This is a genomic window from Bacteroidales bacterium, from assembly GCA_035299085.1.
Taxonomy (GTDB): domain Bacteria; phylum Bacteroidota; class Bacteroidia; order Bacteroidales; family UBA10428; genus UBA5072.
On the sequence record DATGXG010000018.1, the window covers coordinates 1 to 12,739 of the forward strand.

Here is a 12,739-nt window from a genome sequence, read left to right on the forward strand (position 1 = left end):
AGTCATGGATAACAGAATCCGAATCCCAACCGCATTCATGGATTTTGTAAAATAAAGCATTATGCTCCTGTTCAACCGGGTAATTAAGTGTTTTTATCACCTCTGAAGGAAGGGGATTTTTTTCTATCGCATAATAATGAATTCTTTTGCCTGTATTCAAAGCCTTCAGGCAGGTGAACCAGGCATTCAGACCAGTTCCAAAACCAACCTCAAAGACGGTCAGATTATCTTTTCGACAAAGTATTAAATCGAGGCCCGACCTGATAAAAACATGTTCCGACTCAGTTACCGCTCCAAAAGCGGAATGATAGTGTTCATTGATTTCCGGGAGCCAGATCGTATGACTGCCATCGGCTGTTAGAACGAGTTTCATGGCTCAAAATTACAGTAAAATTGAACAACCTTTTTTATATCTTTGGGATTGATCAACTTCAAAATTACAATGCATTTCAAGTTCATTTCCTTAATTGGCATGCTGCTGATTCCTTCAGCCATACTCACAGCACAGGAAAAACCGGTAATATCTTTCAGTGAAAAAGATTATGATTTCGGTACCGTCAGGGAAACGGATGGCTTGATCACACATGAATTCAAATTTACAAATGACGGTAAGGTGCCGCTCATTATCAATGATGTTAAAAGCAGTTGCGGATGCACGGTTCCTTCATGGCCTCATGAGCCGGTTTTACCGGGCAAGTCGGCTACCGTAAAAGTCACATTCAACCCTGAAAACCAGTCAGGGGCAATCGGAAAAACGGTAAAGATCATCAGCAATGCCAGTGTGCAACAGGTAGTCCTGGGATTACGGGGGGTTGTGATTCCCACTGAAAAAGTGGAGGATACCTATAAGTTTACAGTCGGTGATTTAAGGATTCAGACTATTTATGCAGCTTTCGGAGAAGTATTTAAGGGCAGAAATGATACTTATGAACTTAAGGTATTCAATAATTCGAAAACGGATGCCATGTCACTAAGTTTCAAGTCGGTTCCTGCCCATCTTAAAATAACAGTTACTCCTGAAAAGCTTGAACCCCAGCAGGAAGGTGTCATCAAAATAGAGTATTTATCGGATCAGACACCGTCATGGGACTACACAGTCGACAGGCTCAATTTGCTGATCAACGGCACTGAATTGCCGAATAACAGGATTAATGTAACTGCTTCGCTGAAGGAGGATTTTTCAGGTTACACGGCTGACCAAATGGCTAATGCAGCGCGTGCCCAATTTGATGAACACGAATTTGATTTCGGTACCATTCCGGAGGGGAAAACGGTTGATCATTCGTTTACGATAAAAAACACCGGGAAATCCGATCTTTATATACGTAAAGTTTCAGCAAGCTGCGGATGCACTGCGGTTCAGCCTGCAAAAACCAAAATAGGCCCTGGCGATTCCACACTTATTAAAGCGGTATTCAACACACGGGCTACAAACGGAGCACAAAAGAAGGCAATCACTGTTATTACAAACGATCCGAAACAATCAAGGGCTATATTATGGATTAATGCCTTTGTTGAAACACAAGCCGGTAATAAAAACAGTGAACAGCACGAATGAAAGGAACCACCTATAAAAGTGCACTGATTGTGAATGATGGCGTTTCGCAGCCTCCCGACATCAATGAAGAGTCGATCAGGCGGCATAAGCAGAAGCGCCGCAAACTCCCGGGCGTTCAGGAGTTCATTGACGGTATACGTTCGGGTAACCGGATCATGCTTAGCCAGGCCATCACCTTAACAGAGAGTTCTCTTCCGTCACACAGCGAACTGGCCCAACAGATCATCGAAAAATGCCTGCCCATGTCGGGACATTCAATACGTGTAGGTATTACCGGGGTTCCCGGAGTAGGCAAAAGTACGTTCATTGAATCGCTTGGGATGAAACTTATCAGTGAGAACCGCCGGCTGGCCGTTCTGGCGATTGACCCGAGCAGTGAGCGTTCAAAAGGCAGTATAATGGGTGATAAAACAAGGATGGAACAGCTTTCAGCCGAACCTCATGCATTTATCAGGCCATCGCCTTCCGCCGGATCCCTTGGAGGAGTTGCCCGTAAAACCCGTGAAACCATCATTCTTTGCGAAGCAGCAGGATTTGATACGATATTTATTGAAACGGTGGGTGTAGGTCAGAGTGAGACTGCCGTACATTCAATGGTTGATTTTTTTCTTTTGCTTATGCTGGCCGGTGCCGGCGATGAACTGCAGGGAATAAAAAGAGGAATCATGGAAATGGCCGATGCGATAGCCATTACGAAATCCGACGGTGAGAATATGGAAAAAGCTGACAGGGCGCGGTCTGAATACGCCAATGCACTTCACTTATTTCCTCCTTCACCTTCAGGGTGGATACCAAAAGTTATGACCTGTTCTTCCAGGACCGGTAAAGGAATTCCCGAGGTCTGGGATACGGTTCTTGAATATATGGCAACCGTAAAACACAATGGCTATTTTGAAAGAAAACGCCTTGAACAGTCGCGTTACTGGATGTATGAAACCATAAACCAGAATCTGAAAGATTCTTTTTATTTCGATGCCCGGATTCAGAAAATGCTTCTCAGGTATGAACAGAAAGTGCTGGCGGGACAGACAACTCCTTTTACACCGGCCCGTGATCTGCTTGAGAAGTATTTCAGAAGAAAATGGATCAAAATGAACAAAGGAAGGTTGTAGAACAAAATGCAGATTTCTTTGCTATTATATAAAATTAGAATAACTCAACCCTTAAATTTTTTCAATAATGAATTATGACCTCGTAGTAATTGGCAGCGGGCCTGGTGGATACGTGGCCGCCATACGTGCATCACAGCTTGGAATGAAAACAGCAGTAGTGGAAAAAGCAGAAATAGGCGGAATATGCCTGAACTGGGGTTGCATCCCTACAAAAGCCCTGTTAAAAAGCGCCCAGGTTTTCAATTACATGAAGCATTCATCCGATTACGGAGTTCTGATGGAATCTGAAGCGAAAGCCGACCTTGCCAAAATGGTTGAACGCAGCCGCGGAGTGGCCGACGGTATGAGCAAGGGTGTTCAGTTCCTTTTCAGAAAGAATAAGATTGACCATATTGCAGGACACGGAAGGCTTGAGGATAACCAGACAGTAGCCGTAACAGACAAGGATGGAAAAGTTACCAAAATTAATGCGAAAAACATCATACTTGCAACAGGAGCCCGTTCACGAGAACTTCCCAATCTCATACAGGACGGGGTAAAGATAATTGGTTACAGGGAAGCGCTTGTTTTGAAGAAGAAACCTGAATCGATGGTTGTTGTCGGGTCCGGTGCAATCGGCAGTGAATTCGCCCATTTTTACAATTCAATAGGGACAAAAGTCACGCTTGTAGAATTTCTGCCCAATATTGTGCCACTCGAGGACGAAGAAGTTTCAAAACAGCTTGAGCGTTCGTTTAAGAAAGCCGGCATGGAGGTAATGACCTCTTCAAGCGTTGAATCGGTTGATACAACAGGTAAATTATGCAAGGTCACGATTAAAACACCAAAAGGCGGTGAAACAAGGGAAGCTGAAATAGTGCTTTCTGCCGTTGGAATCACAGCCAACCTTGAGGATATCGGACTTGAAAAACTGAATATTACTGTTGAGAAGGGAAAGATAAAGGTGGATGAGTTTTACCGCACCAATGTAAAAGGAGTTTATGCCATAGGCGATATTGTGGGCGGCCAGGCATTGGCGCATGTGGCCTCAGCCGAAGGCATCACCTGTGTGGAAAAAATCGCCGGTATGAATCCGGAGCCGTTGAATTACAATAATGTGCCGGGGTGTACCTATACAACTCCCGAGATTGCATCAGTGGGATTTACCGAAAAAGCGGCTAAAGAAGCAGGTTATGAAATCAAGGTAGGTAAATTCCCTTACACGGCATCGGGCAGGGCAAGTGCAGCAGGCAACAAGGATGGATTTGTTAAGTTAATTTTTGATGCGAAATACGGTGAGTTGCTTGGCGCCCATCTGATCGGTGAAAATGTGACCGAGATGATTGCGGAGCTGGTAATAGCCCGTAAGCTTGAGACAACCGGTCATGAAATCATCAAGACCATTCATCCCCACCCCACTATGTCGGAAGCCGTAATGGAAGCCGCTGCAGCAGCTTACGGGGAGGTGATACATATATAGGAATGTGCTGATGTGCTAATGTGCTGATGTGCTTTTTTGAGTTAATCGGCACATTGGCTTATTGATTTATTGGCACATTATTTTATCACCCCTATCTTCCTCAAATCCTTAAAATCAATCACGGGAACAATGCCTTGTTGAAGATGGGTTAGCACCAGTTTGCCGGTTTTCAGTGCAAGGCGCTTGGTCGGAAACGGATTTTTGCCGGGAATAAGAGGAATGAAGGCTTGGTCAATAACAACTTTTTCCTCCCGTAATATCCGGAATCCCCATCCGTTTTCAATTTTATAGGCAACCACCCTTTCAGACGGGGGGGAAACAATATGAATAACATTGAAAACAATAATGCCACCGAGTATAACGAAAAGAAGCGGATAAAAAACCCGCTTCCTGCTAATATCCTTGATTTTCATAATATCAATCATCTGCATTGAAATCATCAACAGGTCTGAATTCGTATAAATCATCGAAATAGGTGGATGAGCCATTATATCCGGTTGCGACAAATCCTCTTCCACTTGCAGTTGTAAAGGCAACGGCGTTGCTTCTTGCAACACCTTCAAAACTGGTTTTGGCTACCCAAAGATCGGTATCCGGGTTGTATTCCCATACATCCTTAACTGTACCGCCTTTTTCACCGGTTGTTACATAAGCACGGCCCGCTATAGTGAATGCAACCGCTTTCTGGCGTGTAATTGTATAATCATCATCATATGACTCGGCACTTACATCGTCAACTTTACGCATAGCCGTCCATTTATCAGTTCCCGGATCATACATGAAAAAATCGTCGATGTTTACGCCATTCTTTTCACCGGTAACCACATATCCCTTGTTACCCAATACAAAGGCTACAGCTTCCCTTACCTTGGTAGGATAGGAGGCAATTTCTTTCCATGTGTTAGTTTGCGGATCGTAAGAGTAAAAGTCGAGCAGCGTGCTGCCATTATAGCCGGTTCCCATGTAACCAATATCATTTATTGAAAATGCAACGGCAGAATACCGGCCAATAGGGCAATCAGCGACCCTTTTCCAGGTGTTCGTTTCGGGAGTATATTCCCAGAAGTCTTTCAATTCTTTTGTATTATCACGACCTGTGCCGACATATCCCTTACCTCCGGCGGTGAAAGCTACAGCACCGGTTCTTGGGGTCATAAGTGAATCTGTGGCAACGATTTCCCATCTGTCGGCGTTAACATTATAGGAATAGAAATTATTCAAGCGATCATCTCCGTTATAACCGGTACCCACATAACCCATTTCGCCAATTGCAAATGCTACGGCTTCTTGCCTGGCATCTCCCCTATAATCGGGCTTTTCAAGCCAATTGCCTATTAAATCAGTGGTTTTGTCCTTTTTACATGAAATAACTGTGGTGGCAACGGCCAGGGTCAGCAGCATAACTAATAAAACATTCTTCGGTATTTTCATGTGATGTAGTTTAACTAATACTAGTGTTAATTTTGCGATGAATTTAAGTGCTTTTTTTAAAACTCTGAATGCAATTTTTCTTTATTAATAATTTTTAACGTTTGGTTCTGCAAAGCAAAAATAAAGACATAGAAGCGATTAATAAAATTTTTAGTCTTTATTTTGCGAGGACAAAGATGAAATAAATATTTTTGTCTGCCAATTTAAATTAGATTTGTTTCCCGTAAATCTTTATTTCAAGGCATAACACAGGAACTTTTAGTTAACAGATAAAATATACAGGATGATCAGGAATCTTATTTATATTCTCACACTGCCATTTTTATGGATGTCGTGCAGTGAGAATAAAACATTTGATATCGGAACGGACAATGTGGATGTAAAAAGCAGCATTTCCCTCATAGATACATTTACTGTTAACAGTTACACGGTAATGCTTGATTCGCTTCATACATCCGGATTATCTGCGCCGTCAGCTGTTATCGGACGATTTGATGATCCTGATTTCGGGCTTTTTACTGCAAGCAGCTTCTTCACTGTTGATATACCGGGAACAAATAAATTCGGAATACAGGATGATTACGTGTTTGATTCGCTATGCCTGGGCCTTGTATATAATAAGTATTATGAAGGAGACACAGCGCTGCCGTTTACAATTGATGTTCATCGTCTGCAGCAAACGATTAAAACAAACAGCGCCGACGGGTATTTTTATAATACTGACAGCATTGCTGCAATGCCGGAACTTTTTGGCAGTATAACATTCAAACCGTCGCCCAATTCAGGTGATACTATCTGGATACCGATCGATAGTACTTTTGGAATTCAGTTGTTCACCTACATGAAGAATAATAACCACCGCGTAACTGATGCTACCGACTGGGAAGATTTCTTTAAAGGTTTTATGGTCCGCTATGGTGAAAACAATAAATCAGTTATGGGTTTTTATTTTCCGGTCGGCTCCGGGAGCCCATATGCACCGGCTATGAGGGTGTTTTATCATTATGTTCAATATTCAGTTGTGAAGCGCCATGTTGATTTCAAATCAGCGGCCGGCAAACAGTTTAACCGGTTTATGCTGTACAACCCCAAAGTACCGTTCCCCAAAAACCTGCATGATAAGTTGAGTTCTTCGGAAACGGCAAACCGGACATTTCTTCATTCCGGTGTAGGGATCGTTACCCGTCTTGAGATTCCGTATCTTAAAAATTTATACTACGTCGGGAATGATATCCAGATCCTCAACGCTGAACTTGAAGTGGAACCTGCAACCAATACCTATACCGAAGAGACCTTACCTGTAAACCTTAGCCTGACTTCAACTGACGATCTGAACCGTTGGGGCTCCTTATTATATAATAAGTCCAACAGGTATTCGTCCTTTGAAAATCTCACGATTGATATGGTAAACCAGGAGAATACCCGGTACACATTTGAGATTACGAATTTCATCAAAAGTAATCTTGAAAAACAGAATGATGACACACCGGCCATGCTGATGACCATTTCAGCTGATGACCTGTATCAGACATCACGCAGGCTTATCATAGGAAGTCATAAGAACAGGATTAACAAGGTACGGCTGAAAATATACTATATGAACATCGAATAAAAGAACCACAATGCACAGATTATTTTTATACCTTATCGTATTTTCATTTGTTCAGGTAGGCTTATCAGCCCAGGAAAGGACCCATTTGCCCTATTCCGTTTACGGCATTGGTCAGATTCTGCCGAAAGGCTTTACAAGAAACCTCGCTATGGGACGAACCGGCATTGCCCTTTCATCACCTGCCTATCTCAATAGTGTGAATCCTGCTTCTCTCCATACGGTTGACAGCATTTCGTTCTTTTTCGATTTCGGTTTAAATGGAGATATTGTAAAATACTCAACAAGTAACGAAGGTACACAAAAAGGAAACGACTTCAACATTCATAATATAGCCATCGGGTTCTCGGTAATGAATAACTGGAAAGCCAGTATCGGAATATCTCCTTACAGTTCGGTAGGCTATAAGATTAAAACCACTGAAGAGATCCAGGGAACGCCAAACGGAACCTATAATGTTCAGAAATCCGGATCAGGAGGACTGAACCAGTTTTACATCAATAATTCATTTACTTTTTTTAAGCACCTGAGCCTGGGAGTCAGTATGAATTACCTTTTCGGAACTATTGAATCTTCTGAAAAAATTAATGCTCCTGATCTTATGACAAACGATTTGATCATCAAACAATCACGGTATCTTAAAAAGTTTTATGCTGATTTTGGTGCGCAGTATTTCTTTCCTGTAAATAAAAATATTGAAGTAACCCTCGGTGGTATTTTTGGTAACACTCATTACCTCACACAAAAAGATAAAATAACCGTTTACGAATTCCAGGGTGATATTTTAAAAGATGAAAACACGGATCATGGCACGTTTAAATTTCCCATGTATTTCGGCGGTGGTTTTTCCGTGATGTATAAAAACAGCCTCACGATAAGCGGGGATTATATTTACCAGGATTGGTCGAATACCTCTTCCAATAGCAGTAATTTCAAATACAGGAGCAACAATATAATCAGGGCCGGAATTGAGCTTATCCCGGGAAGATTTAACAAATTAGGGTATTTCGGGGGTATTTCATATCGCCTTGGATATTACCATGAGGAATCATACCTGCAGTTCAGGGAGCGTACTTTTGCAGATAATGGAATTACGGCAGGACTGGGATTCCCGATTCTTCAGAACCGTACTACAATCAATTTTTCCTATAATTACGGAATAAACGGAACTTTAGAAAACAGGCTTGTAAAAGAAAAATACCAGATGTTCATTATAAGCCTCACCCTGCATGACTGGTGGTTTATGAAGAGGCAGATTGATTAGGATGGCTTTAGCCATCTCCGGTAAACAGAAACTTTACACCGGATCTTTATTTTGTTGTTCACCCGGCCTGAAGGCCGGGGCAATGAAAAACAAAAACCACTCTTTTGGAGTGGTCTTTGATGATGCCTGTGAGATTGATTTCTTAGAATAATACTTAGTAAGTAAACTGATAGCGCTTCCGGAGTTCCTTCTGGAACTCACCGATTTTCCGTTCCAAATCATCAATTTCGTTTTTCAGCTTACCTGTATCATGTCCTTCCGATTCAAGTTCACGGATGAAACGACGGTTAATGATGATTTTTTTCTGGCATTCGTAAATGCTTGAGATGAGACTTTTGATGTTGTACTTTACGTCAAGCATAATGGGTAAAGTTTAGTTAGTGATTTTGCCTAATTAACTTTTGTTCATTAAAAACAGAACAAGTTATCAAAAGCTAATTTACTACTTATTAACTACTATTTCAACACAAAAGTTACGTTTTAACACTATTTTTTTGCACGTTAGCATTTTTTAAGATTTGTAATTGTTAATAACTTTTTTCCGAAAAAGAAAACCCCTGCGTTGGCTGCGCAGGGGTCTATCTAACCTAAATAACCTAAAAATAAACTAATGAAAGGAGAATCGTATATAATCGTTTGGATGTTTATCCCTGTGATGCTTCAGCAGGTTTCTTTTCTTCTTCCTGTTTTTGCTGACCCTTGATCTTGTCTTTCAGATCCAGTCCTTCTTTTACTTCGATATTCACACCATCAGATAACCCGGTTTTGATATACCGTTTTTCAAACATCTGTGGAGTCTTTTCAATTTCAACATAAGCCGAATCACCTTCTTTTTCGAATTTGATCAGGCTTTCAGGAACTACCATAACACTGTCTTTCCTGTCGAGAACTATATCGGCATTGGCACTGTAACCTGCCCTTATAAAGGCATTATCCTTAAGTTTTACGTCTGCTTTAATTTCAAACTGGATGGCGCCGTTTTCCTCTTTCCCTTTAGGAGCAACATATTCAAGTGTGGCGTCATATTTTTCGTTTTCAATGGCGCCAATCGACAGGATCAGGGGCATACCGATTTTCAGCTTGCCCACTTCGGTTTCATCAACCTTTCCCTTAAAGATCATTTCACCCATGTCGGCCACGCTGGCAATTGTGGTGCCTTCATTGAATGTATTCGATTCAATAACCGAATTACCCACTTCCACCGGTACATCGAGGACCATACCCTCAATTGTCGACCGGATCAGGGTATTGGTGGCTGCTCCCGATTTCTTTGAAACCCCTTCCTTAATAAGCTGGAGATTTGATTCGGCAGTCTCCTGCTCTTCCATGGCATTCATGTATTCAAGTTTGTATTTCTGGAATTCAGCCTCGGGGATTACACCTTCTTCATACACTTTTTTCTGGCGCTCATAAATCATTTTTGAATCTTCAAAATTGATCTTTGCTTTGTTAAGGCGCGATTCGGCATTATTCAATTCAACCATATTCGGAATGATTTTTACCCTGGCGATCAGGTCTCCCTTTTTCACCTTATCACCGGCTTCTATGAATACTTCCTCGATGATTCCCGAAACCTGCGGTTTTATAAGAATTTCCTTGCGGGGAACGACAGATCCTGTGGCAACTGTTTTTTTAATTACATTGGAAATGAACGGTGATTTTATTTCAAAAACGACCGGTTTCTTTTTCGATTTCTGGTAAAGGAAGAACATGGTTCCGCCAATAGCGGCAATTACAATAACCAGGAGAAGAACTTTCAATACTTTTTTCATGGATGTGCTTTTATATATTACTGTTATTATTCTGCTCTCAAGGCTTCAACCGGCTTAATGCTCACCGCTTTCTTGGCCGGTATGAACCCGGCAAAAAGGCCGGCAAAAATGAGTACGATAAGGGCTGTAACTGCAATGCTGAAGTCAACCCCCGGATTTTTGAACATTTCGGATTCTCCGCCGGAATGGATCATCTGGTAATTGATGAATTCAAGAATTCCGACCCCGATCACCAGGCCAATCATGCCTGATATAGCTGTTAATGTTACTGATTCCATAAGTATTTGTCCTATTATTTTCCATGGAGTGGCTCCGATTGACCGTTGTATGCCGATCTCCTTTGTGCGTTCCTTCACTACGATAAGCATGATGTTGCTCACGCCCACTACACCGGCGAACAGGGTGCCAATACCGACAATCCATATTAACACATTGATACCGGTAAACAGACCGGTCATCTGTTTGAATTCCTTTTCGAGGTTAACATGGCCGAAGGCCTGTTCATCCTCGGGTGCTATCTTATTCCTGTCGGCCAGGATGGTCATTACCTTCTTTTCAACATCCGAAACAGGTATTTTATCCTTTGCCGTAAAGGCTATAAAATGCACTTCGTCACCCATATTGTATGCAATCTGCAAAGAGGTAAAAGGAATAAAAATTGACTTCTCCTTGTCCCCTCCGAAGCTGATATTCTTGTTCCTGGGCTCAAAAACGCCGACAACCTGGAAATACACGCCTCTTATGCGGATGTATTGCCCAATCGGGTTTTCTGTTGAATCGAAAAGCTCACTCCTTACCTGTTTGCCGATAACAGCCACCTTCCTGTTTTCGATTATATCAAGATCATTGATTTCGCGTCCCAAAAGCATGGTTACCGGATCAATCCGGAAGAACGCCGGGTAATCCCCGAAAATATCATAATTAGCTGTTTTGAGTCCCCTTACCACATTATTATCACCATTACCCGACCATGGCTGCAAACGGGGAGCCAGGTAACCCATCTCAGGTACATTCTGTTTCAGGGCTTTCATGTCGGCATTGTTGAATAACCAGTTTCTTCCGCGTGGCAGGCCTTTATAAGGTATTGTGGTCTGGCGTGTCCACATGAACGCACTGTTCGTGGCAAAATCCTGGAATCCGTCGAATACCGAATTTCTAAGGCCATTACCCGATCCCATCATGATGATCAGCATCAGGATCCCCCAGAATACGCCGAAAGCGGTCATAAATGTGCGGAGCTTGTTGCTCTTCAGCGTGCTGTAAATTTCATTCCATCTGTCTCTGTCAAACATGGCTGTAAGTTTTATTCATCACGCAAAGCAACAACAGGCCTGATCCGGGAAGCCCGCAATGAAGGCATAAGTCCCGCAATTGATCCGGCTATTATCAGTACCAGAGTTGAAATAACCGCAATTTTGAAATCCACTTCCGGATTCACGAAAAACTGGTTTTCGGGAATTATGGAAGATACAAGCGAAAGAGTTCCGACCCCGGCGATCAGTCCGATATACCCGGCAATAGCGGTAATAAACACCGATTCGAGCAGAATCATTCCGACTACCGAACCGGGTGTAGCGCCTATTGCCTTCCGTATACCTATTTCCTTTGTACGCTCATTCACTACGATGATCATGATATTGCTGACGCCCACAATACCGGCAATGATTGTAAATGCCCCAATGATTGAAACAAAGATCTGGATGGCCATAAAGAGGTTCGTGAACATTTTGTAATCTTTCAGCCTGTTATATATCCAGAGGGCATTCTGATCATTCTTATCAAACCGGTGTCTTTTGGCAAAGTCGGCACGGAGTTCCTGCTCGAATTTCTCACTTTCTTTTGCCGAAAGGTTGCTTATAATGGTAAGGTTATGTATTTCATTGGCTCCTCCCGAAATCATCTGTGCTGTGGTTAGCGGCAGGTAAACGCGTGTTTCGTCGCGATCGGTTTTATCACTGAAAATGCCCACTACCATAAAGGGCACATTGTTTACCTTAATATATTCACCGATCGGATCTTTGCCGTCTTTAAACAGGGCTTTCTGAACTGGTCGACCGATAACAGCCACTTTACGGCGTTTCTGGATATCCACCTGGTTAACAAAACGACCTTCAACCATATTGGCGCTTTCCACATCCTGGTAATCGGGATGTACACAGATCAGGTCAAATACACCATATTCCTTTTTATATGAAATAACCCTGTTCTGCCACATGTAGTATCTTCCGGATACCTTGTCCACACCGCGCATCCTGTCACGCACATACTGGTAATCCTCATTGGTGAACTTAATCTGCCTCCCGGCCTTGAGTCCCTCGTAAGCCTTGCTTGTGGTTCCGGGTCCGAACCAGATCGTATTCACAGCGTCCTGTTTAAACTGTGAATTAATGCCATTTTGCAGGCCTTTGCCCGATCCGAGCAGAATGATGAGCATAAAAATTCCCCACGCCACACTGAAACCGGTAAGGAAAGTCCTCATCCGGTTTTTATTGATGGTGCTGAGAATTTCCTGCCATTTATCAAGGTCAAACATT

Annotated in this window: 12 protein-coding genes; 5 read left to right on the forward strand and 7 right to left on the reverse strand. The window is 42.5% G+C overall.

Annotation, left to right across the window (positions count from 1 at the left end; translation table 11 throughout):
• The coding region (locus VK179_04975) for a hypothetical protein (protein HLO58069.1) at positions 1 to 373 on the reverse strand (373 nt) is incomplete at its 3' end.
• A gap of 69 nt (positions 374 to 442) precedes the next feature.
• Here VK179_04975 and VK179_04980 point away from each other — a divergent pair.
• The 3 genes from VK179_04980 (at position 443) to lpdA (ending at position 4,129) form a co-directional block, all read left to right on the forward strand.
• Positions 443 to 1,558: a DUF1573 domain-containing protein gene (locus tag VK179_04980; protein HLO58070.1), complete on the forward strand. Its 1,116-nt coding sequence runs from the start codon at positions 443 to 445 to the stop codon at positions 1,556 to 1,558.
• Complete coding sequence (meaB, locus tag VK179_04985) at positions 1,555 to 2,670, forward strand: methylmalonyl Co-A mutase-associated GTPase MeaB (protein ID HLO58071.1); 1,116 nt, start codon at positions 1,555 to 1,557, stop codon at positions 2,668 to 2,670. The genes VK179_04980 and meaB overlap by 4 nt, the downstream gene beginning before the upstream one ends.
• A 67-nt stretch (positions 2,671 to 2,737) precedes the next feature.
• Positions 2,738 to 4,129, forward strand: coding sequence for a dihydrolipoyl dehydrogenase (gene lpdA, locus VK179_04990; protein HLO58072.1), 1,392 nt, complete (start codon positions 2,738 to 2,740; stop codon positions 4,127 to 4,129).
• A 77-nt stretch (positions 4,130 to 4,206) separates the two neighbouring features.
• Here the strand turns inward: lpdA and VK179_04995 are convergent, their stop codons facing one another.
• On the reverse strand, positions 4,207 to 4,542 hold the full coding sequence (locus VK179_04995; GenBank protein HLO58073.1) for a DUF4907 domain-containing protein: 336 nt from the start codon (positions 4,540 to 4,542) through the stop codon (positions 4,207 to 4,209).
• A 4-nt stretch (positions 4,543 to 4,546) separates the two neighbouring features.
• Positions 4,547 to 5,560 (reverse strand): kelch repeat-containing protein, encoded by a 1,014-nt coding sequence (locus VK179_05000; GenBank protein HLO58074.1) that lies wholly within the window; start codon positions 5,558 to 5,560, stop codon positions 4,547 to 4,549.
• 283 nt (positions 5,561 to 5,843) lie between these two features.
• Between VK179_05000 and VK179_05005 the strand changes: the two genes are divergently transcribed.
• Both VK179_05005 and VK179_05010 read left to right on the forward strand, forming a co-directional pair.
• Positions 5,844 to 7,172: a DUF4270 family protein gene (locus tag VK179_05005; GenBank protein ID HLO58075.1), complete on the forward strand. Its 1,329-nt coding sequence runs from the start codon at positions 5,844 to 5,846 to the stop codon at positions 7,170 to 7,172.
• Positions 7,173 to 7,182: 10 nt separating this feature from the next.
• The gene (locus VK179_05010; GenBank protein HLO58076.1) at positions 7,183 to 8,433 is read left to right on the forward strand and encodes a hypothetical protein; all 1,251 of its coding nucleotides are present in this window, start codon (positions 7,183 to 7,185) and stop codon (positions 8,431 to 8,433) included.
• A gap of 154 nt (positions 8,434 to 8,587) precedes the next feature.
• Here VK179_05010 and VK179_05015 read toward each other — a convergent pair whose 3' ends face one another.
• The 4 genes from VK179_05015 to VK179_05030 form a co-directional block, all read right to left on the reverse strand.
• Positions 8,588 to 8,794: a hypothetical protein gene (locus VK179_05015; protein ID HLO58077.1), complete on the reverse strand. Its 207-nt coding sequence runs from the start codon at positions 8,792 to 8,794 to the stop codon at positions 8,588 to 8,590.
• Positions 8,795 to 9,077: 283 nt separating this feature from the next.
• Entirely contained in the window at positions 9,078 to 10,205 is a 1,128-nt protein-coding gene (locus VK179_05020; GenBank protein HLO58078.1) for an efflux RND transporter periplasmic adaptor subunit, read from the reverse strand.
• 26 nt (positions 10,206 to 10,231) lie between these two features.
• Complete coding sequence (locus tag VK179_05025; protein HLO58079.1) at positions 10,232 to 11,497, reverse strand: ABC transporter permease; 1,266 nt, start codon at positions 11,495 to 11,497, stop codon at positions 10,232 to 10,234.
• Between the two features lie 11 nt (positions 11,498 to 11,508).
• Positions 11,509 to 12,738, reverse strand: a complete 1,230-nt coding sequence (locus tag VK179_05030; protein ID HLO58080.1) for an ABC transporter permease — start codon at positions 12,736 to 12,738, stop codon at positions 11,509 to 11,511.
• Position 12,739 lies beyond the last annotated feature (1 nt).

Coding starts and splice junctions, on each gene's coding strand:
- VK179_04980 (HLO58070.1), top strand. CDS start 443: ATGCATTTCAAGTTCATTTCCTTAATTGGCATGCTGCTGATTCCTTCA.
- meaB (HLO58071.1), top strand. CDS start 1,555: ATGAAAGGAACCACCTATAAAAGTGCACTGATTGTGAATGATGGCGTT.
- lpdA (HLO58072.1), top strand. CDS start 2,738: ATGAATTATGACCTCGTAGTAATTGGCAGCGGGCCTGGTGGATACGTG.
- VK179_04995 (HLO58073.1), bottom strand. CDS start 4,542: ATGAAAATCAAGGATATTAGCAGGAAGCGGGTTTTTTATCCGCTTCTT.
- VK179_05000 (HLO58074.1), bottom strand. CDS start 5,560: ATGAAAATACCGAAGAATGTTTTATTAGTTATGCTGCTGACCCTGGCC.
- VK179_05005 (HLO58075.1), top strand. CDS start 5,844: ATGATCAGGAATCTTATTTATATTCTCACACTGCCATTTTTATGGATG.
- VK179_05010 (HLO58076.1), top strand. CDS start 7,183: ATGCACAGATTATTTTTATACCTTATCGTATTTTCATTTGTTCAGGTA.
- VK179_05015 (HLO58077.1), bottom strand. CDS start 8,794: ATGCTTGACGTAAAGTACAACATCAAAAGTCTCATCTCAAGCATTTAC.
- VK179_05020 (HLO58078.1), bottom strand. CDS start 10,205: ATGAAAAAAGTATTGAAAGTTCTTCTCCTGGTTATTGTAATTGCCGCT.
- VK179_05025 (HLO58079.1), bottom strand. CDS start 11,497: ATGTTTGACAGAGACAGATGGAATGAAATTTACAGCACGCTGAAGAGC.
- VK179_05030 (HLO58080.1), bottom strand. CDS start 12,738: ATGTTTGACCTTGATAAATGGCAGGAAATTCTCAGCACCATCAATAAA.